Origin of the sequence: Aliiroseovarius sp. M344, from assembly GCF_025140835.1 — a bacterium.
Classification (GTDB): domain Bacteria; phylum Pseudomonadota; class Alphaproteobacteria; order Rhodobacterales; family Rhodobacteraceae; genus Aliiroseovarius.
This window is the reverse complement of record NZ_CP081153.1, coordinates 1480498-1498486: the sequence shown is the minus strand read 5'-3', so window position 1 is coordinate 1498486 and position 17989 is coordinate 1480498. Positions and strand designations below refer to the sequence as shown.

Annotated in this window: 14 protein-coding genes; 6 read left to right on the top strand and 8 right to left on the bottom strand. The window is 53.6% G+C overall.

The genetic code is table 11. The features are described from left to right. Positions 1-569: 569 nt before the first annotated feature. The 5 genes from hsdR to K3556_RS07260 form a co-directional block, all read right to left on the bottom strand. Positions 570-2897, bottom strand: a complete 2328-nt coding sequence (gene hsdR, locus K3556_RS07280) for an EcoAI/FtnUII family type I restriction enzme subunit R (protein WP_260519051.1) — start codon at positions 2895-2897, stop codon at positions 570-572. 73 nt (positions 2898-2970) lie between these two features. After that, positions 2971-4119, bottom strand: coding sequence for a restriction endonuclease subunit S (locus tag K3556_RS07275; protein ID WP_260519050.1), 1149 nt, complete (start codon positions 4117-4119; stop codon positions 2971-2973). After that, positions 4116-5564, bottom strand: a complete 1449-nt coding sequence (locus K3556_RS07270; RefSeq protein WP_260519049.1) for a type I restriction-modification system subunit M — start codon at positions 5562-5564, stop codon at positions 4116-4118. The genes K3556_RS07275 and K3556_RS07270 overlap by 4 nt, the downstream gene beginning before the upstream one ends. 214 nt (positions 5565-5778) lie before the next feature. After that, positions 5779-6444: a recombinase family protein gene (locus tag K3556_RS07265; RefSeq protein WP_260519048.1), complete on the bottom strand. Its 666-nt coding sequence runs from the start codon at positions 6442-6444 to the stop codon at positions 5779-5781. A gap of 488 nt (positions 6445-6932) precedes the next feature. Then, a complete protein-coding gene (locus K3556_RS07260) occupies positions 6933-7649 on the bottom strand; it encodes a DUF3102 domain-containing protein (RefSeq protein WP_260519047.1) in 717 nt (238 codons plus the stop codon). A 301-nt stretch (positions 7650-7950) separates the two neighbouring features. Between K3556_RS07260 and K3556_RS07255 the strand changes: the two genes are divergently transcribed. Beyond that, positions 7951-8355 carry an SOS response-associated peptidase gene (locus tag K3556_RS07255; RefSeq protein WP_260519046.1) on the top strand — a complete coding sequence of 135 codons (405 nt, stop codon included), beginning with the start codon at positions 7951-7953 and terminating at the stop codon, positions 8353-8355. Positions 8356-8770: 415 nt separating this feature from the next. Beyond that, complete coding sequence (locus tag K3556_RS07250; protein ID WP_260519045.1) at positions 8771-9091, top strand: thermonuclease family protein; 321 nt, start codon at positions 8771-8773, stop codon at positions 9089-9091. A 214-nt stretch (positions 9092-9305) separates the two neighbouring features. Here K3556_RS07250 and K3556_RS07245 read toward each other — a convergent pair whose 3' ends face one another. Then, on the bottom strand, positions 9306-11000 hold the full coding sequence (locus K3556_RS07245; RefSeq protein ID WP_260519044.1) for a CHAT domain-containing protein: 1695 nt from the start codon (positions 10998-11000) through the stop codon (positions 9306-9308). Beyond that, positions 10997-11923: a winged helix-turn-helix domain-containing protein gene (locus tag K3556_RS07240; RefSeq protein WP_260519043.1), complete on the bottom strand. Its 927-nt coding sequence runs from the start codon at positions 11921-11923 to the stop codon at positions 10997-10999. Before K3556_RS07240 ends, K3556_RS07245 begins: the two co-directional genes overlap by 4 nt. A 1942-nt stretch (positions 11924-13865) precedes the next feature. Between K3556_RS07240 and K3556_RS07235 the strand changes: the two genes are divergently transcribed. After that, positions 13866-14195, top strand: a complete 330-nt coding sequence (locus K3556_RS07235) for a TfoX/Sxy family protein (RefSeq protein ID WP_260519042.1) — start codon at positions 13866-13868, stop codon at positions 14193-14195. A 176-nt stretch (positions 14196-14371) separates the two neighbouring features. Here K3556_RS07235 and ndk read toward each other — a convergent pair whose 3' ends face one another. Next, the gene (ndk, locus tag K3556_RS07230; protein WP_260519041.1) at positions 14372-14794 is read right to left on the bottom strand and encodes a nucleoside-diphosphate kinase; all 423 of its coding nucleotides are present in this window, start codon (positions 14792-14794) and stop codon (positions 14372-14374) included. A gap of 273 nt (positions 14795-15067) precedes the next feature. Between ndk and K3556_RS07225 the strand changes: the two genes are divergently transcribed. The 3 genes from K3556_RS07225 (at position 15068) to K3556_RS07215 (ending at position 17912) form a co-directional block, all read left to right on the top strand. Next, entirely contained in the window at positions 15068-15361 is a 294-nt protein-coding gene (locus tag K3556_RS07225) for a hypothetical protein (protein WP_260519040.1), read from the top strand. Between the two features lie 65 nt (positions 15362-15426). Further along, positions 15427-17283, top strand: a complete 1857-nt coding sequence (locus tag K3556_RS07220) for an ABC-F family ATP-binding cassette domain-containing protein (RefSeq protein ID WP_260519039.1) — start codon at positions 15427-15429, stop codon at positions 17281-17283. 2 nt (positions 17284-17285) lie between these two features. Then, positions 17286-17912 carry a MarC family protein gene (locus K3556_RS07215; RefSeq protein WP_260519195.1) on the top strand — a complete coding sequence of 209 codons (627 nt, stop codon included), beginning with the start codon at positions 17286-17288 and terminating at the stop codon, positions 17910-17912. The last annotated feature ends 77 nt before the right edge of the window (positions 17913-17989 follow it).

Below are 17989 nucleotides of genomic sequence, written 5' to 3'. Positions count from 1 at the left end.
GTGGGTGTTGGGGGCCTTGGTCCTCGCAGCGACAATCGGCATCGGGTCTTTACATGTGCGAAGGGGGATAATCGGACTGTCTGTGACAAACCGCGAAAAGCATTGGCAGCACCCCTTCGAAGGCATGCGCCAAAAAAAATATCGCACCTCGGCAACCCGAAGGTTCACCGAGGCGGGCATCAAGGGGGGAACTGTGAAGTCAACGTCACCGTCGAGATGGAAGAAACCCGTCACAGCTTGGCCAGCACCGGCGGTGAACGATGATACTCCGCCGGGTGTGACCGCTAAGGGTTCCTTCTATCTTGTATGGGGGTTAATCGGCATGCCAAGGCCTTAGGTTGCGCTTTTCTGCAGTGATATGTGGTAGACCGATAGCCTACTAATGCCCGAACGTATGGTTTAACGAGACAAAGTGCGATACCAGTGCCTCACATCGAAGCCCAACCCAGCCGTAGTACTTAATTTACAGGCTCAGTAATCTGCTTTTTCACAAGCAAACGCGGGTTAGTTCAAATAATTCCGAGAGACCACGAAGTGCTGTTTAGTCTTCTGCATTCCGGGCAACAAAACTAACGTGCATACAAACCCGCTTGCATTGCCACATAAGCGGCTTTGATCGAACTCAGTTCGCCCAACTTGGCTTTCCCTTCGCCCACACTGCCATACTTGGCTGTTAGGAACTGACCCAGTTTCTTGGTCGCCAATTCTGATAAGCCCACGTCCTCATAGGCTTGAAGGATGCTCAGAAGGAGTTGCTGCATTTCTGGTGCAAAGGTGTCTAGACCTGACCTCCTGACCCCCTCTGCCCTATCCTGACGTGACTTCGGTGGGTTTGTGAACAGGATGTAGCTGAGAACGTCGAATAGGTCGCTTTGTGGGGCATCAACAAGCTTACGGATGTCATCCAATCGGTCGGTATCATACCCGTTGTCCGACAACTGAGTAAGAAAATGCTCTCGGTTATCTGGGTCGCTCCAGATTAGGCGCAACTGGTCTTCGTCCTTAATCAGATCAGACAAGTCACCAAACAAACGCTCCATAAATTCTGATGCAGAAATGGGTCTTCCGTCTGCACTCCAATAGGTCGTCGTTTTGAGGTACTGAATAGACCTCACGGTTCCGTCCGACAGCTTTACGACGATCTTCTGGCGTGGTGGCTCGTCTTCTCCACCCGGTTCCGGTCCTTCGGTGCCCGGTTCTGGCTCTTCAGTACCCGGTTCAGGTCCAACACGTCCCTGCGGTGGTTCAGGTGCCATCGGCTCCCCATCCCAATCTGGGTCGTTGAAGTTCTCATGCGCTTTCACGAAGTCCCAGATGGTGAAGTAGTCTTTCCCGTCATAGGTTCGCGTTCCCCGCCCGATGATTTGCTTGAACTCGATCATAGATGATATGGGGCGCATCAGGACGATGTGTCGGACATTTCTTGCATCCACCCCCGTGGACAGCTTGCGCGAGGTCGTCAGGACCGTTGGGATCGTCTTGTCGTTGTCCTGAAAGGCCCTGAGGTGGGCTTCGCCTATCGCCCCATCATCCGCCGTAACACGGTGGCAGTAAGCGGGGTCAGTGCTGGTCTTTTCTTGATTGATCAGATCACGAACCAATGCAGCATGTTCTTGCGAGGCACAGAAGATCAACGCCTTCTGCCGCTGGTCAACTTCCCCTAAGAACTCTTGTATACGGCTTCGTTCACGTTCTTGAATAACGATCTTCGTATTGAAGTCACTTTCCGTGAAGCTGTCCCCGATTTCAACATCACCTTGCACCACCTCATCATCTGGGTTCCAGACATAGGCGTCGATGGTGCTTGCCATCTGGCGAACCTTGAAGGGGGACAGAAAGCCGTCTTCGATCCCGTCCCGCAGGGCATAAGTGTAAACAGGGTCACCGAAATAGGCGTAGGTGTCGGCGTTGTGCTTCCTTTGCGGCGTGGCTGTCAGACCCAATTGAACGGCTGGTGCGAAATAGTCTAAAATACCCCGCCAACGGCTTTCATCCTTCGCCCCGCCCCTGTGACATTCATCCACGATGATGAAGTCAAAGAAGTCTTGGGGGTAGTCATGGAAAACCGGTTCTTCTTCACCCGTCATGAAAGTCTGAAAAATCGTGAAGAAGATGCTGGCGTTCTTGGGTGCGCCGCCCTTCTTGCGGATGGTGTCGGGGTCAATCCGGGTGATGGCATCAGGCGGGAAAGCCGAAAAGGCGTTATAGGCTTGGTCGGCCAGAATGTTGCGGTCAGCCAAAAACAGAATGCGGGGGCGGCGAACGGGTTCACGTTCAAGGCTCCACTTTGCTTCAAACAGCTTCCACGCAATCTGAAACGCGATAGAGGTCTTTCCGGTTCCTGTCGCCAATGTCAGAAGAATGCGGTCTTCACCCTGTGCAATCGCCTCAAGCGCCGCTGTGATGGCGTTGTGCTGATAATATCTCGGTTCCCATTTGCCGCCATCGGTTTCAAACGGCACGGCCCCGAACCTGTTGCGCCATTCATTTTCAACCCCGAAGGTCCGCTGCCACAGCTCCTCGGGCGTCGGGAAAGGCAGGGACATTTCACCTTCCGCCCCGCTGTCCATGTCGATGGCATACCAACCCAGACCGTTGGAGGAATAGGCAAAACGAGATTTAAGGCGCTGGGCGTAGTCCTTGGCCTGCCCAATACCATCACGATAGGAAACCCCTGCCCGCTTTGCTTCCAACACCGCCAGCTTGTGACCGCGATATTCCAGCACATAATCGCATTTCAGCGATTTACCCCGCGTTCCACCAGATTGAATGCGCCCTGGGCAGATGAGCTCTTCGCGCAGACGAGACCCCGCCACAACACCCCACCCCGCCGCCTGTAGCGCGGGCAGTATTCGGTTGGTGCGGGTTTCGGCTTCGGTTTCGTCGTGAAAGCTCATCAGGATAACTCGCTCAAGCGCATCCCGAAAAGTCGGAGCCGGTTTTCCGATAAGATGCGCATTCTAAAAACTGTCATGTCAATTCGCCCGCGAAGGCTTTTTGCAAAAGGGATTGGCGGAGGTCGTCGAGGTCTTGGAGCTTTTTGTTGGCCAGTTTGACCAGAGCGCTGCACGAATTATGTGCTTCATCGATTACTTTGACGATGCGCCTCTGTGCCTCTACGGGCGGAAGTTCGAAACGATATGCGAACATATGGTTCCGGTTTACTTTTGGCATACCCGCTCGATCTGAGCCACTGATCGCGTACTCTGTGAAATCATGCCCTAGGAGCAGATGGAACAGAAAATCCCTGTCCAACCTGTCAGGTTTCGGCGTCAAAGGGTAAACGTCTGCGCTGCAAAGCCCTTGGAAGTCGGGTCTGGCAACCTTTCTCAGGTAGGGCCTGATCTTGCTATAAAGGATGGTCGTTTCGTCAAAGAGATATTTCCCGGACTTCAACTTTTCCTCGCGGGCTGTCTTTACGTCGATGAGTTCGTCTGTTCCCGTGATCATGTTCCCTGCGCCAAGGTGGAGCATGTCGGCAAATGCGTCCTCGCGGGGATCAATGAGACCAGACGTGATATCCGCAACCTCTGAAAGAATGACCTCCTCTCGGTCCGACCCTGAGTATGCAAGTTCATCTGCCTTGATGCTCTCGAACAACTCCCGCGCGTTTTGGAGGTTGGCTTCGGCGTGGGCGCGGGCGCGGGTCAGGCCCTCGAAGGCCTCGTCCAGAACCGCAACAATTCGCTTTTGTTCTTCGAGTGGCGGGAGGGGGATGGGGATTTCTCGGAGACGACCTTGATTGAGCTTAGGAACGGTCATCCCTGATATGAACGGCATGAGGTCCGCACCGTTCAAATAGTAGATCAACCAGTCATCCAGAACCTGATCTCTATGCGGGCGGATCACATGAGCGTGGTTGTTGACCCACGTCTTGCCCTCAATGGCGAAGGCTGAGTTTGCACCCGCTTCCCACTTCGCGCCATCTTCGCCAATCAGAACCAGTGGTTCATCGAAGATGTATCCATCGACGTGATCAAGAACGCCAGTTGCTCCATAGTATGGGTATTGGCCAGCCTTCCTGTCCTTCTTGGTAATTGGTTTTCTCATACGGTCTAGCACATCGACTAGATCGCCAAGTGGTCTCGATGGCCAGCCGAAAACTGCGGTATCCTTCACAGCATCCCCCGAATATCTTCGAGGATTTTCGCTGTCTCAGCATCCCGCGTCAGCATATCGGCAATGATCTCTTCCGGGGTCCGCAATGGGGCCTCTTCTGGTGTATTGGGGTTCTTGACGGATAGGTCAAAGGTATCCTCGTCCAGATCACCTTTGTTGATGGTCCAGCTTTTCGGGCTGTCGGCTTTGGTCGCCTGCAATTCCACGAACTCTGCCAGATCAGCATCATTCAGCGGGTTGGTTTTGCCCAGCGACCTGCCGGGGTCCAGTTGATAGACCCAGATGTCCCGCGTGGGTGCGCCCTTTTCAAAGAACAGCACCACAGTCTTGACCCCTGCCCCCTGAAACGTCCCTTGCGGGCAATCAAGGATGGTATTCAGGTTGCAGTTTTCCAAAAGCTCTTTACGCAAGGCCACGCTGGCATTGTCGGTGTTGGACAGGAAGGTGTTTTTGATCACCACCGCCCCGCGCCCACCCGCCCGAAGTTTGCGGATGAAGTGTTGCAGGAACAGGTATGCGGTTTCACCCGTGCGGATGGGGAAGTTCTGTTGCACCTCTTTCCGTTCACCACCCCCAAACGGAGGGTTCGCAAGTATGATATCGTGACGGTCCTTTTCCTGAATATCCATCACGTTTTCATTAAGGGAATTGGAATGGACTAGGTTCGGCGTTTCGATCCCGTGCAGGACCATGTTCATGATGCCGATGATATAGGCGAGGCCCTTCTTTTCCTGTCCATAGAGGGTTTTGGTTTGCAGGGTCTGCCAATCGGATGCCGACAGATTATCGCCGCGCATGTATTCAAACGCTTCGCACAGGAAGCCTGCCGAGCCGACAGCACCATCATAGATCGTTTCGCCTATCTGTGGGTCTGTGACCTTGATCATGGCCCGGATAAGCGGACGCGGGGTATAGTATTCACCCCCGTTGCGCCCTGCATTGCCCATACGCCGGATGCGGGTTTCATAAAGCTGTGACAGTTCGTGGCGCTGGTCTTGGGTGTTGAAGGCCAGCCCGTCAATGGTTCCCAGCACGTCCCTGAGGATATAGCCTGACCGAAACTTGTTGCGCAGTTCGGTAAAGACTTCTCCGATCTTGTATTCGATGGTGCTGGCGCTGGTTGCCGATTGCCGGAACGAGGCAAGGTATGGGAAAAGCTCACCATCCACAAAAGCCACAAGGTCGTCGCCGATACGCGCAGTATTGTGGTCAAACTCGCCATTCACCTTTGGGGCTGCCCACTGGTCCCAACGATACTGACCGTCGATGATCGGCGTGTAGTCGTCGCCATCCAGTTCGGCACGGTCCCGCCGTTCGCCTTCAAGGTCGTGAAGATACTTCAGGAACAAAACCCATGATGTCTGTTCAACATAGTCCAGCTCGTTGGCAATCCCCTCTTCTGCGCGAAGGGCTTTTTCGATGCTGTTGAAGGCGTTTTCGTACATGTCACACTCTTTGCTGCTCAAAGTTGAATGTTCCACCAGAGGCAGGAAAGATCAACGGTTTAACTTGGGTGGATTGCCTCATAATGCACGCCGCTGAAATCATGTGGAGCGCGCAAACACTTGGTGATTAAAGGAGCCTCTTAAAACGCCGCAATTCCTGACAGATCAAACACGCCCTCAGCCGTGTTCAGGCATTCTGAGGTATAAGAGCAACTTAGGAGGCAGCTTCGAGACGATCTAAGACGCGTGAGACCTGCGAGGGCTGCCACTTGCCGCCTCGGGCCGTCAGAACCCCAGATGAGTTCAATGCATCAGCAATGGCCCTCAGGGACGCTCCTCCAGCCCTGAGAGGTAGTATGGTCTTGGCAACCTTCTCTGCTCGCGCCTTCGCGTTGGCTTGAACGGCATCGTTCCGCTTCATCGTCTTGTCCCGTAGGCCACCCAGCTTGACGCCTCTAGCTTTGGCCTCAGCAAGCGCTGCTTTAGTACGCGCAGAGATGAACTCTCTCTCCTGCTCTGCCAGAGCCGCGTATATGTGAAGCTGGAACTTGTCTGCTTGGGGCATGGAGGCGACTTTAAGCTTCACCTTAGTGTCATCCATTAGGGTGGCGATGAAGGAGACCTTACGGCTTAGACGGTCCAGTTTCGCTACAAGTAACTCAGCCCCTGTGCTGCGTACCAGTTCCAAGGCCTTTGATAGTTGTGGTCTGTCATCGTGCTTTCCGCTTAGGTGGTCCTCAAACTCGCCTATCACCTCGTAGGGCGCCTCTGAGAAGTTCTCCAAAAAAATTGCGATGTCACGACGTTGCGCATCCAGACCCAAACCAGACCTACCCTGTTCCTCGGTACTAACTCTTCGATAAACGACATACTGCTTCATAGAAAAGCCCCTGCTGAATGGTTCACTAGGGGAATACCATCGGACCGTTGCAAATGTCAACGTTGGTTGTGGCTGTTACACCCGTGCACAGCGGCGGTAGTTTGTGAGAAAGATGCGAGTATAAGGTATATCAACGGTAATCTCCCCCGGCTTTTCTCGAAACACCGTCGGGTTGCGCCAATCGGGTTCACGCTGAACGAGGACAGAGAAGCGACCGAGGCGGATGTCTAGGATGATCATAAGGTGTTCCTTTCGATGATGTGAACGCGGGCATGGTGCCTCGTCCGGACAATACATCTGCGGTGGAGATACAACAGTCATCCAATTGATTTTTATACACTATTGGAGTTTTCCCGCAAATGGAGCAAACATTGTGTTAGGGGTGCCCCACGGGGGGATTTTGCGGGCCGCTCTATATATCTCTGAGTGTCAGATTTTTGCGGCGAAAATAAAACCGCCCCCATCTATGAACTTCATCAATATGGTGTTCATTTTGTTCCTTTCAGGGCTTCGAGGAGTTCTTCGATTTTCTCAGGGGTATCACCATAGGCAATCATAAGTGCGCTGATGATCATCGAGCGTGGGTTTCCAACTAGGTTAGGTGCGACCCTATCGAGGACTGCACACGCCCTTAGGCGCACAGCATGTCGAGGGGACTGTCCGGTAGGTTGTTTTGGGCTGGGCTTGGCTTTCGGTTGCGGCTCAACGGCACCCACTTCCCGTTCGATCTTGTCCAGTTGCGCCTTCGCGTTGGACCGAATGCCGTCGGGTGTCGCGGGGTCGTCGAGGACAGCCCGTAGCTTCTCCACCTTTCGGAGATCGTCGAGGGTAGCCGCTCGGGTTTGCTTCGGGGGTTCAGGTTTGGACTTGTAGTCCAGCACCTCGTTGATGCTTTCGGCCCGTCGGAAAGTAGCATGCGTGATACTTTTGATTTCAGCCACCTTGATGTAACGAGCGCGGGTGTGCTTGGAGAAGGTCAGGTTAGCATCACACCAAGGTCCAAACTCCCCATGGGCCAACTTCTGTTTCACCTTGATCAGTGCCTCACCGATCTCCGCAGCGATTTCCTTAGCGGTGCGCCCTAGGCGCTGCACTTCGCGGTGCTTGGAGTTAACCGCGAGGGCGAGCCTACAGTCTGGCGTAAGGTCAACTGATTGGCTGTCGCGAGTTGGGTGGCATCGGTCTGGAGGTGGATGGTCAAGCAAGATTCCTTTCTGGGCTTGGTCGCAGTGCACCCCGCCTATGAAGGCCAAAAGATTCCGTCAAGCCCCTGAAAATCCAATCTTTTATATGTCGTTATGGGTTGGTGACGTAGTGGTGACATGAACTGTCCTAACCGCCTGTGTTAGTTGGATTCGCGGGGGACTAAGTCTCCTGTGACACACCGAAATTTTTTTGACGCAGTTGCGTTTCTATCGTGCGTGCATCGTCGAAAGGAGTTGACCGGACTTGTTTAGAGACAAGTCGCGGCAATGGTTATCCATACATTTCACATGAATGCCCCTGATGGAGTATCTGTTGATCAGTTTTCACCAATCTCCTTGGCGGTGTGGTTATACTGAGCGGGCAGGTAAAAAAGGTCAGAAACAGACCCATGTAATCTTGTCCGGCGGAAACGAAGCGACGCTCTGGGCGGCTGGGTTGACGTCCCCTTGGAACGATCTGTTTACCTGCACAAAGATGACCCGCGCGCCCAATGCTGATATTGAAAGCATCCATCATCGTATGCCTGCTATCCTCAACATTCAGGAGCGTGAAGCGTGGCTGTCTGGAAGTGATGACGTTCTGGATTTGTGGACCGAGGTGCGGCATCGGCATCATCCGGTCAGCAGGTTTGGCGCGCGCGATAAGGGGCCGGAGATGATTGAGCAGGCGTCGGTGCTGTTTGAAGTTGGGCGCACATACATGTGAGCATTTGCGTTTTCGGCTCCAGCCAACCAATCTCTCGTCTTTTTCAGTGTTCGCCATAGTCGACGTATTGCTGCCGAATTAGCAGAATTACAGATCGCGCTTTAGTTATTTTCGCTCTCCGTTAAGGTGATTAGGATTTCGATACCGCAATCTTGAGAATATCACATTGCTTAGACTGATCATTCGCGTTCTTTTTCGAAACCGTTCAAGTCGGGGACGAGCAAGTGCACCGTCACCGCGAGCGACTGATGGTTACATTTCCCCTCGCGCTGCAAGTCGACGCACCAATAGAAATGTCGTTCCACTGCAGCCTGTTGAAAAACCAACCGCAGCCCCAAGTCCAGCTTACGAGACTACACTCACGGGCAAGTGCTATGTCATCGACGGAGACACAATCCAGATCGGCAAAGTGAGATTGCGACTGGCCGGTATTGACGCGCCCGAACTGGAACACCCGTGGGGCAAGAAAGCCAAATGGGAACTGGTTCAACTTTGCAAGGGTCAAGTTATCACCGCAGAAATTGAGCCAGACATCTCTTATGATCGAGTTGTTGCGACGTGTTATCTATCGGACGGTCGGGATTTAAGCGCGGAGATGGTGAAGATCGGCTTGGCTCTCGACTGGCCTAAGTTCTCTGGTGGCAAATACACTCATCTGGAACCGGAGGGTATTCGCAAGAGGCACTGGAAAGCCGCTGCAAGGCAACGCGGGCATATGAGTGTATTTAACAAGTGACGGCTAGAGCCAGAGCGGGCTTCCATGCAGGTCACAGAGAATTTCCGAAGGTAGCCCGAAGCGGTCATGCTTGATCAGCACGTCGGGCGGAAACCGGACATTCTCTGCGGGTGCGAATGCAGTTTTCCCAAACAACCAGAGCGGCCTTTCTGGCTTGTGTTGAAATGACCAACTTCAAGAGGCTGTTGTTGGCGTAACCCATACCAATCACTCGTTAAGCGTTGCCAACGACGAACATATACTTTTTCGCTTCATTCTCCATTCCATTTAGCTGCAACTCGTTCAACGCAAAATCGAAAGCACGGCGATAGGGGTGGCCATGTCGCAACGCGCGATAGAAGGCTCTCGTGAATGCAATGGCGGCGGCGTCGCCAATCTTTACTGAACAGCCAATCACTGCTTTTAGGTGATCTTTTACTTGCGTTGCGATGCTCTCCGAGAAGCAGGCGTTCAATATGAGGCACTCAATACTGTCGCTGAGCTTAATCAGGCCTTCGACTGCAGCCGCTGATACGGCTGCGACGTTACCGTTCCTGTCTTCAAAACAAAGAAACCCAGTGGCTCCATGGCCGCTGAAATGTAGGATGTCCGGTGCGTTGTTCATGACTTCCATTTGCACTTGATCGGTCCTGACCGCCCAAGCGGTCGTCACAATAATGTCTTGCTTAGGCTTATCGACAAGTCTGATCTGTTCTTTGAGGTCGCGGGCCTCTTCATCCAAGCGTAGCGGATCACCTGCGTCTTTCGGTGATGCGCACATCATAAGAACGTTCACGATGGTCAATTTTTGTTCCTCCATTAGTCGGGCAGTCAAAGGATCGAGGTCGCCACCGAACATATCAAGTGTACCCTCCCGAAGGTCGTTTTTCTTCAGCTTTCCAAAAAGAGACGTGCCCTCGGCCCCGATATACAGGCGCTTTTTCAGCGTTTGGTCCGCTTCGAATAGTTCAAGCGCCTTGTCGCCATACGGCACGCAGTCGGAGCCATATCGGGCGAAATGCTCGGCAAGTAATTCACGGACGCGAAAGCTTCCTTCAATGTCGTACCAGTCCAGCGTCACACCCTCTAAGCCGTCGTAGTAAACCGACTGCAAGCCCTTTGCGAGGCCTTCCCGCGCCTCAACCGTCGGCAGATAGGAACCCTTCCGTATGACTTCTTGGCGTTCCTTGAGGTCAGCGATCTTCTCCGCTCCAAGTTGCAGCATCTTGGCCTGCACGTTCGAAGGCTCATTCTCGAGATTGGCGAAGGGAATCCCCAAGTCGCTGATGCCTAGCCGGACGTTTTCTATAACTGACCAGACAGAGTACTGCTTAACGATCCTGTTATCGTGCTGTCCTAGAGCTTTCACCAACTCCGCATTGGAGTGCTTGGGATGGAACATATTCTCGTAGGCTTTGTTCAAGCCCACAGTGATCAGTGCAAGCTTCAAAACCTCGTCGTCGGCTACATCAATGGCGATCTTAAATCCATCAAGGTCGAGTTTGGACGGCGGGGCAATTTGTAGTGCAGCAAGAGTCTTAATTTCCGGTTGAACGGTCCCCAGAGAATCGCACTCGTCGAGTTGACCACCGTAGAGCTTCGCAACCGCTGCCACCGCTGCGGCAATGATCTCGGGGTCGCCTACCTGCTGCCGAAGCAGCCGTTCCACAGATTGCACCGAACCTGTTCGAGTTCCCATCTGCGCGATGCAGTTGAGACACCAACGCGTCACCTTGGGGTCTTGTTGTGCGCTTAGAAGGCCATTGATCGTAATTTCGAGGCCGTTTCGAATATCGGGCGCAAAGCGACCTCCGCTTCGGTATGTCCGAGCGATCTCTTGAAGCGCTACTTTCTTTCTCCGGTCGTCGCCGTTTTCTAACTCGTACCGAATGAAAGCCGCTTTTTCAGGAGGGACGTTTTTGCTGCTCACTCTTCCGTCAGTTCACACGATAAAATTCTACGCAAGGTTGTCTTACTCCATGGCTCAAAATCTTCAATGTTATTTGGGGGGACTGATAGGCTCAGCCAGGATGGGTCGTTCAAAGACAACTTCCGTGTCGTCGGTTCAAACCAATCTGGGCATGTCCATTCAAGTACGACAAGAAGAACAGTGACACCATCATCTCCCTCGGCCTCGAATGTAAAAATAGGCGACGGCTTCGTTAGGTTTTCATCAATAAATGACTGTGACGACAAATCCAGATCTAGCAGTAAAACTCTTAAAGCGTTCTCGGTCGCCCCATAGTCTTCCTGCGAGAAAAGTGACCTGTCACTAATTGTGACGGCTCCCGGGAAGCCAATGGTCCTTTTGTTTGCGAAGGCCTCTCGGTCATCCCGGTATCTTCCTATTCTGTAAGAAAGTACTTCGTTTTTTCGCCTTACGAGCGAGAAAGTCCAAAGAGTAGCATAATCGGAGTCCCCTGATTGCGGCAGGTAGCGAACGGCTTCATTCCGTTCCGCATCGGCGAGCATTTCTACCAAGTCGCAGCTATCCGAACCTTCACGCCACCTTTTCAGAAAGTCTCGGTTTATCCCAAGAGCATTCCCATTCTGCAAGTCACGCGTCCGTCTTCGTGCCGGAAATATCTCTTTGAACTTTTCAGGTATGTTGGGGTCGGAGATCAATTCGCAAAGAAAAAACAAACCCGGCTCAGTCCTAAAAAACAACGATGAGGACCGATGATGAAGAATATCTTCACTCAAACGAGCTTGGAGGGTCTTATGCTGGGTTTTCCCGCGAAGGTGTTTAGGTACAATTTGCGCACGATAGGCCGCGTTAAGGATACCCTTCGCCGACATTGGTCGGCGCGACGCTCGAAGTACTTTGTGTGCTATATCTAAATACGAGTCCACGCAGCCTACCTTTCCAGCTTTACTGTAGGTTGTTCACTTATGCTTCTCAACCTGAACCATGCAGCAAACTGTGTTTCAGCAGAAGCCTATGTCAGCTATTCCGCGTTGCAGGGCCGCAGTGCCGTGATTTGATGAGTGTCGATTTCGCGCTGGCAAAGAATGGCAGGTTCGACGCGCTGCAGCGCGGCATCGCTAAGCGATGGTCAATGGCAGCTTCGGGCCGTTCCTCGAACATTGCAATGGTCGCAATCGTTGCGCATGGCCGACATTCGTGCCTGTTGTAATGAATGACACCCCAAACGACACTGGGTTCGGCCAACCAAAAGTGGCTTGCCCAACTGCCGCAATTGGGGATACATTCGGGGCACCTTCGGGGATACATGCAAGGCCGCCCTTCTGGTTTCTTGAGGTTTTCCAAAGGGATAGACTGCCTAGAACTTTATCCGGCACGCCTACCGCCGGAGCCAATAATAAGCCCTTAAGCTCAATAGCTTGAGGGCTTTTTGATTCTCCAAGGGCTTATTTGAAATTTGTTCGCAACCGAATGCGCCACCTATTTGTTCGTATCGTTGAAGTTTGAACCCACCGTTCGGCTAAGTAGAAACCCAAAATTCGTGCCGTTTGCCCGGTCGTTGGTCCGCGCAGCGGGAAAGTTGCTCGGGGGCCTAGGCAATTGCTCTCGCGCCGGAACAGGGCGGGAAAACCCATAACCCGATTTCGCAGCCATCGCTGAGTACAATTTGCGAATTCCAAGCCACTTTGCACCATGTTAGCCGATATTGCGCTTTGGTGAATTCAGATTATCCTGATGGTTTGAAATCTCCGTCGTCTGTCCTTGTGGTAACTCAATTGCAAACGAACAGTGACCCAGGAACGACCTCACCAAGGGGATTTGATTATCAAGACGACGCAACCTTTCTTGCGCAGCAGGTTGCCGCGGGTTCGGTTTCGCCAGGCGAGTTGCTTGATGAGCCATTGGACCGTGTTGAGGCATTCAACCCGAGTTTGAACGCCTTTATATTGATGCAAATCTCACCTGCCATATCCGTCGCTTTCCAGTCCCCACGAGCTGTCTGCTAGAATGTCAGGTTACGGGATCCAGCAGGGCCTCGACAGTCCTCATATCGACCTTATCTGGCGTGACGATGTTGGTCAGATTCCGCTCGCGCAACCAGTTTGGCACGTATTCAACCCGCGAGGGTCGCTCAAACGGCGTGACGAACTGCTCGCCCGAGAATTCAGCATGAGGTAAAGGAAGACGATGCGCTTCACTATAGATTACGCGTATTTATGCTGTCCAACTGGTTCGATGTGTTGATAAATTTCGAATTTTCAAAGTGCCCTTGGAACCCGCCATTCATCAACGGTTTTCGCAGTTGGGAGTCAGGCCACAATCTGACAGATGATCCGTCCTCCAGCCCTTGCCAGATCTGACACGGTTCGCCGCTGCCGGACATTTCTTTCCAAGGGCGGACAGTTCCTTCTGCTGGTTGGCTCCCTCGCCGCCGTATTCTGACTCCTGCGATTGGGTTTTTGCGCCGTTTTGTATACTTGGCAACCTGCAGCAAGCGATATCTGAACGCGGCGCATTTGTGGCTGCAGCGCCACAATATTTCACTCTGCAACACAATTGTGAAATTTTAGTTCGCCAGCGCGCGTTCATAATATGTTAACATGTTCATACCGAAAGGTCTCTGGTGGGGAAAATGGTGCGTCATATTAAGGCGCAAACCGCAACAACTGGAGTGGGGAAATGATTGAAAAAACAAAGAATATACAGATAAAAGCACCGAAACGTGTCGTTCGTTATCTTCGACAACAAATACCGCCGAAAACTGACAGAACGAAGACCGAGGAACCGGAGACGCCCGCCGTGGTGTTCAAGGACTGGGCCAGTATCTGACGGGTTTTCACCTGCGGACAACACGTTTAGCCTTGGATCATGACTGATCCTGTTTCGTCCATACGCAATCTTGGGCCTGCGTCGGATATATCCTTCGCACGAGCTGGCATCCACTCGGCGGATGAGTTGCGGGACCTGGGCGCGGATGACGCCTATCGCCGCCTGCTGGCCGTGGGCTCTCGTCCACATTTCATTGGATATTATGCTATGGTTATGGGGCTACAGGGGCGCCCGTGGAATGACTGTAAAGGCAAAGAGAAGTCCGAACTGCGCGCGCGTTTTGATGCGATCAAGGCCGAGGCCAGTGCAAACACACCCCCAAAAGACAAGATAGAAGCGATCTTGGATGAGATTGGGGTGCGGCGATGACCAGGCAAAAGGTTCGCGTGCTTACATCTTGAAAATTTGGGGCGCTGCCCCAGCCCGTCTCCCGTACCGGGAGACGCACTTCCCCGGGATGTTTTCAGCCAGAAGAAACGGCTAGGACATGAAAAAAGGCCGCCCGAGTTCCCTCAAACGGCCTTTCGTTAGTCTGTCAGATCAGCTTAGCCGACCAGTTCAAGACCCGAGAAGAAGAATGCGATTTCTTCTGCGGCGGTCTCTGGTGCGTCTGAACCGTGGACCGAGTTTTCGCCGATCGAAAGCGCGAACTCTTTACGGATGGTGCCTTCGGCGGCGTCGGCCGGGTTGGTCGCGCCCATCACTTCGCGGTTTTTGGCAATGGCGTCTTCGCCTTCCAGAACCTGAACAACAATTGGCTCAGAAATCATGAATTCGCACAGTTCGCCAAAGAAGGGGCGCTCGGCGTGGACACCGTAGAACTGCTGGGCTTGCGCTAAAGTCAGTTGGATGCGCTTGGAGGCCACGATGCGCAGACCAGCTTCTTCGAACTTCGCAGCGATTTTGCCGGTCAGGTTGCGTTTGGTGGCATCGGGTTTGATGATCGAGAACGTGCGTTGAATGGCCATGTCGGTCCCTTTTACGTTTACGCGCCGAAGCCCCTGCCCCGGCACTGCTGTGATTTGCCGCCCCCGTAACATGGGATCATGGTTTTGGAAAGTGGCGATTGATGCCGGGTGGTCATATCTGCGCAAGGCAGCGCGGTCTGCTGGCGCACGATGCTAAATCCTGGTTTGGAATCGACTTTTGTTATCTGACTTTTTTTATCAGATTAAGGGTTGTGCTATATCTGACTCTTTTAGTAGGTATTATGTGCATACTCATACAAACGGAGAATTCCTATGCCCCTCACCCGTCAAATCGCAATCGCCCTTGTCGCTGCTGGCCCATTGCTTCCCGTGGCTGCCAGTGCCGGCCAAACACCTGCGCACCTGTCATATGAGCAGTTTGAAGCGGCAGTTCCGCATATCGATCTGGACAACTGCCCAGACTCACTGGCGCAAGAGAACACGTTCTGCCGGGCGTCCATTCTTCACGAACAGGTCCACGTCTTTGTCTTTTCGTATGATGGTGACAGCCCCATGGTTGGCTTTGGTTCGTTTGAGGCAGATGGCATCGCCGCGCTTTTAAACTAAAAAGAACAGTGGCGCCGGGCGTGTTGCGTCTAGCGCCACTGTAAAGGCTCTGATATGCGCCTCGCATGTTACGTATTTCAGACATCACCTACTCCATCTCTGGTCGCACTTTGGTTGAAAACGCCTCGGTGACCATTCCGACAGGCCACAAAGTGGGTCTGGTGGGGCGCAACGGCTCTGGCAAGACGACGCTGTTCAAGATCATTCGCTGCGAGATGGTGTTGGACACAGGTACCGTTTCACTGCCTAAAGGCTGGAAAATTGGCGGCGTCAGCCAAGAGGTGCCCGGCAACGAGGTCTCGTTGATCGACACGGTTTTGCGCGCGGACACAGAACGCGAAGCTTTGATGGCGGAAGCCGAAACGGCCACCGATCCAACCCGCATCGCCGAGGTCCAGACACGCCTGTCAGATATTGACGCCTGGTCGGCCGAAGCGCGGGCGGCTTCGATCCTGAAGGGGCTTGGCTTTACCAACAACGAACAACAAATGCCCTGTTCGGCGTTTTCGGGCGGGTGGCGCATGCGTGTGGCTTTGGCGGCGGTGTTGTTTTCCGAGCCTGACCTGTTGTTGCTGGACGAGCCGACCAACTATCTGGATTTGGAAGGCGCGCTGTGGCTTGAGGCCTATCTGGTCAAATATCCCCACACGGTGCTGATCGTCTCGCACGACCGCGAGCTGCTGAACCGCTCGGTCGGTGGCATCTTACACCTCGAAGACAAGGGGCTGATCTACTACACGGGCACCTATGATATGTTCGCCAAACAGCGGGCACAGCAACGTGCCCTTCAGGCATCGGCGGCCAAGAAGCAAGACGCCAAACGCGAGCATTTACAAGCCTTTGTAAACCGTTTTAAAGCTAAAGCTTCCAAGGCCAAACAAGCCCAGTCACGTGTGAAGGCGCTGGAGAAAATGGAAACCATTCGCGCGCCAGAAGATGTGGCGCGCACCGTGTTCACATTCCCCAAGCCTGAAGAGCTTCCGCCACCCATCATCGCCACAGAAATGGCGGCTGTGGGTTACGGTGAAACCATTGTTCTGCGCAATCTGAACTTGCGCATTGATCAAGACGACCGCATCGCGTTGCTTGGACGAAACGGCGAAGGAAAATCCACGCTATCCAAACTGCTGTCTGGTCGATTGGACCTGATGGAGGGCAACATGGTGTCCTCGAGTAAACTGCGCATTGGTTTCTTTGCACAGCATCAGGTGGACGAACTCTATATCGATGAAACGCCCCTGCAACATTTGATGCGCGAACGCGCCGCTGAAGGGCAGGCAAAGCTGCGCGCACGTTTGGCGAGTTTTGGCCTGGGCCCAGATCAAGCTGACACCGAGGTTGGACGGCTGTCTGGCGGCCAAAAAGCGCGCCTGTCGCTGCTCTTGGCAACCCTGCCCGCCCCGCATTTGTTGATCCTCGATGAACCGACCAACCACTTGGACATCGAAAGCCGCGAAGCTTTGGTCGAGGCACTGACCACCTATAGCGGTGCGGTGATATTGGTCAGCCATGACATGCATTTGCTGTCGATGGTGGCGGACCGCCTTTGGTTGGTGAAAAACGGGCATGTCGATCCCTACGAGGAAGACCTGCAAACCTATCGCAAGATGCTTCTGACCCCGGATGACAGCAAAAAGCCCGCGAAGGCAAAAGCTCCGAAGCCAAAAGCAAAGCGCGCAGACCGCGACACCATCCTGACCTTGCGCGCTGAACTGCGCAAAGCTGAGGCGCGCGTCACCAAACTAGAAGAAATGCGCGACAAGCTGGACGCCAAACTGGGCGATCCGGAGCTCTACGAGCCCGAGCGGAAAGACGAAGTTGTGGTCTGGCAAAAGAAACACGCCGAGGTTCACGAAGCGCTCGACCGGGCTGAGGAAATCTGGCTGCGCGCGCAGGAAAAATTAGAAAAAGCAGAGGCTTGATGATGGATATTGATCTGTTCGTACCAGCTTTTGTCACCCTGTTTGTGGTGATGGATCCGATTGGCATCTCGCCCTTATTCATGGCTTTGACCCAAGGGATGACTGTGCCTCATCGGCGCGCGATTGCGCTACGCGCCTGCGCCATTGCAGCACTGATCCTGACGCTGTTTGCGTTTCTGGGCGAAGGGGTGCTGAACTTTCTGGGCATCTCGATGCCCGCGTTCCGCATTGCGGGTGGTATCCTGCTTCTTTTGACAGCGCTTGATATGCTGTTTGAACGGCGTACCCAGCGACGCAAGGACCAATCCGAAGAAGGTGGCGACAACCACGAAGACCCATCGGTGTTCCCGCTGGCGATGCCGCTGATCGCCGGTCCCGGCTCGATCGCGACTGTGATCCTGTTGTCGGGTCAGGGCGAAGGCCTGGCGGGCGTCGGGCTTGCCCTGACCGTCATGGCGTTGGTGCTTCTGATCGCCTTTATCCTGTTCAACGCAGCCTCGTTGTTGGAACGTCTGCTACGCGAAACCGGCATCAAGGTGGTGACCCGTCTGCTGGGTATGTTGCTGGCCGCTTTGGCTGTGCAGTTTGTGCTGGAAGGTTTACGCGATTTTGGCCTGATGGGCGGCTGACGGTCCGCACGCGGCGCATTGACCCGATGACATTGGGCGCGCCGCTTCCTATATCTATGGATATGGGTTTCGGAGAC

Bases quoted from the DNA above. Each gene is read 5' to 3' on its own strand.
- hsdR (WP_260519051.1), bottom strand. From the start codon at position 2,897: ATGAGCTTTCACGACGAAACCGAAGCCGAAACCCGCACCAACCGAATA.
- K3556_RS07270 (WP_260519049.1), bottom strand. From the start codon at position 5,564: ATGTACGAAAACGCCTTCAACAGCATCGAAAAAGCCCTTCGCGCAGAA.
- K3556_RS07265 (WP_260519048.1), bottom strand. From the start codon at position 6,444: ATGAAGCAGTATGTCGTTTATCGAAGAGTTAGTACCGAGGAACAGGGT.
- K3556_RS07255 (WP_260519046.1), top strand. From the start codon at position 7,951: ATGGAGTATCTGTTGATCAGTTTTCACCAATCTCCTTGGCGGTGTGGT.
- K3556_RS07235 (WP_260519042.1), top strand. From the start codon at position 13,866: ATGACTGATCCTGTTTCGTCCATACGCAATCTTGGGCCTGCGTCGGAT.
- ndk (WP_260519041.1), bottom strand. From the start codon at position 14,794: ATGGCCATTCAACGCACGTTCTCGATCATCAAACCCGATGCCACCAAA.
- K3556_RS07225 (WP_260519040.1), top strand. From the start codon at position 15,068: ATGCCCCTCACCCGTCAAATCGCAATCGCCCTTGTCGCTGCTGGCCCA.
- K3556_RS07220 (WP_260519039.1), top strand. From the start codon at position 15,427: ATGTTACGTATTTCAGACATCACCTACTCCATCTCTGGTCGCACTTTG.
- K3556_RS07215 (WP_260519195.1), top strand. From the start codon at position 17,286: ATGGATATTGATCTGTTCGTACCAGCTTTTGTCACCCTGTTTGTGGTG.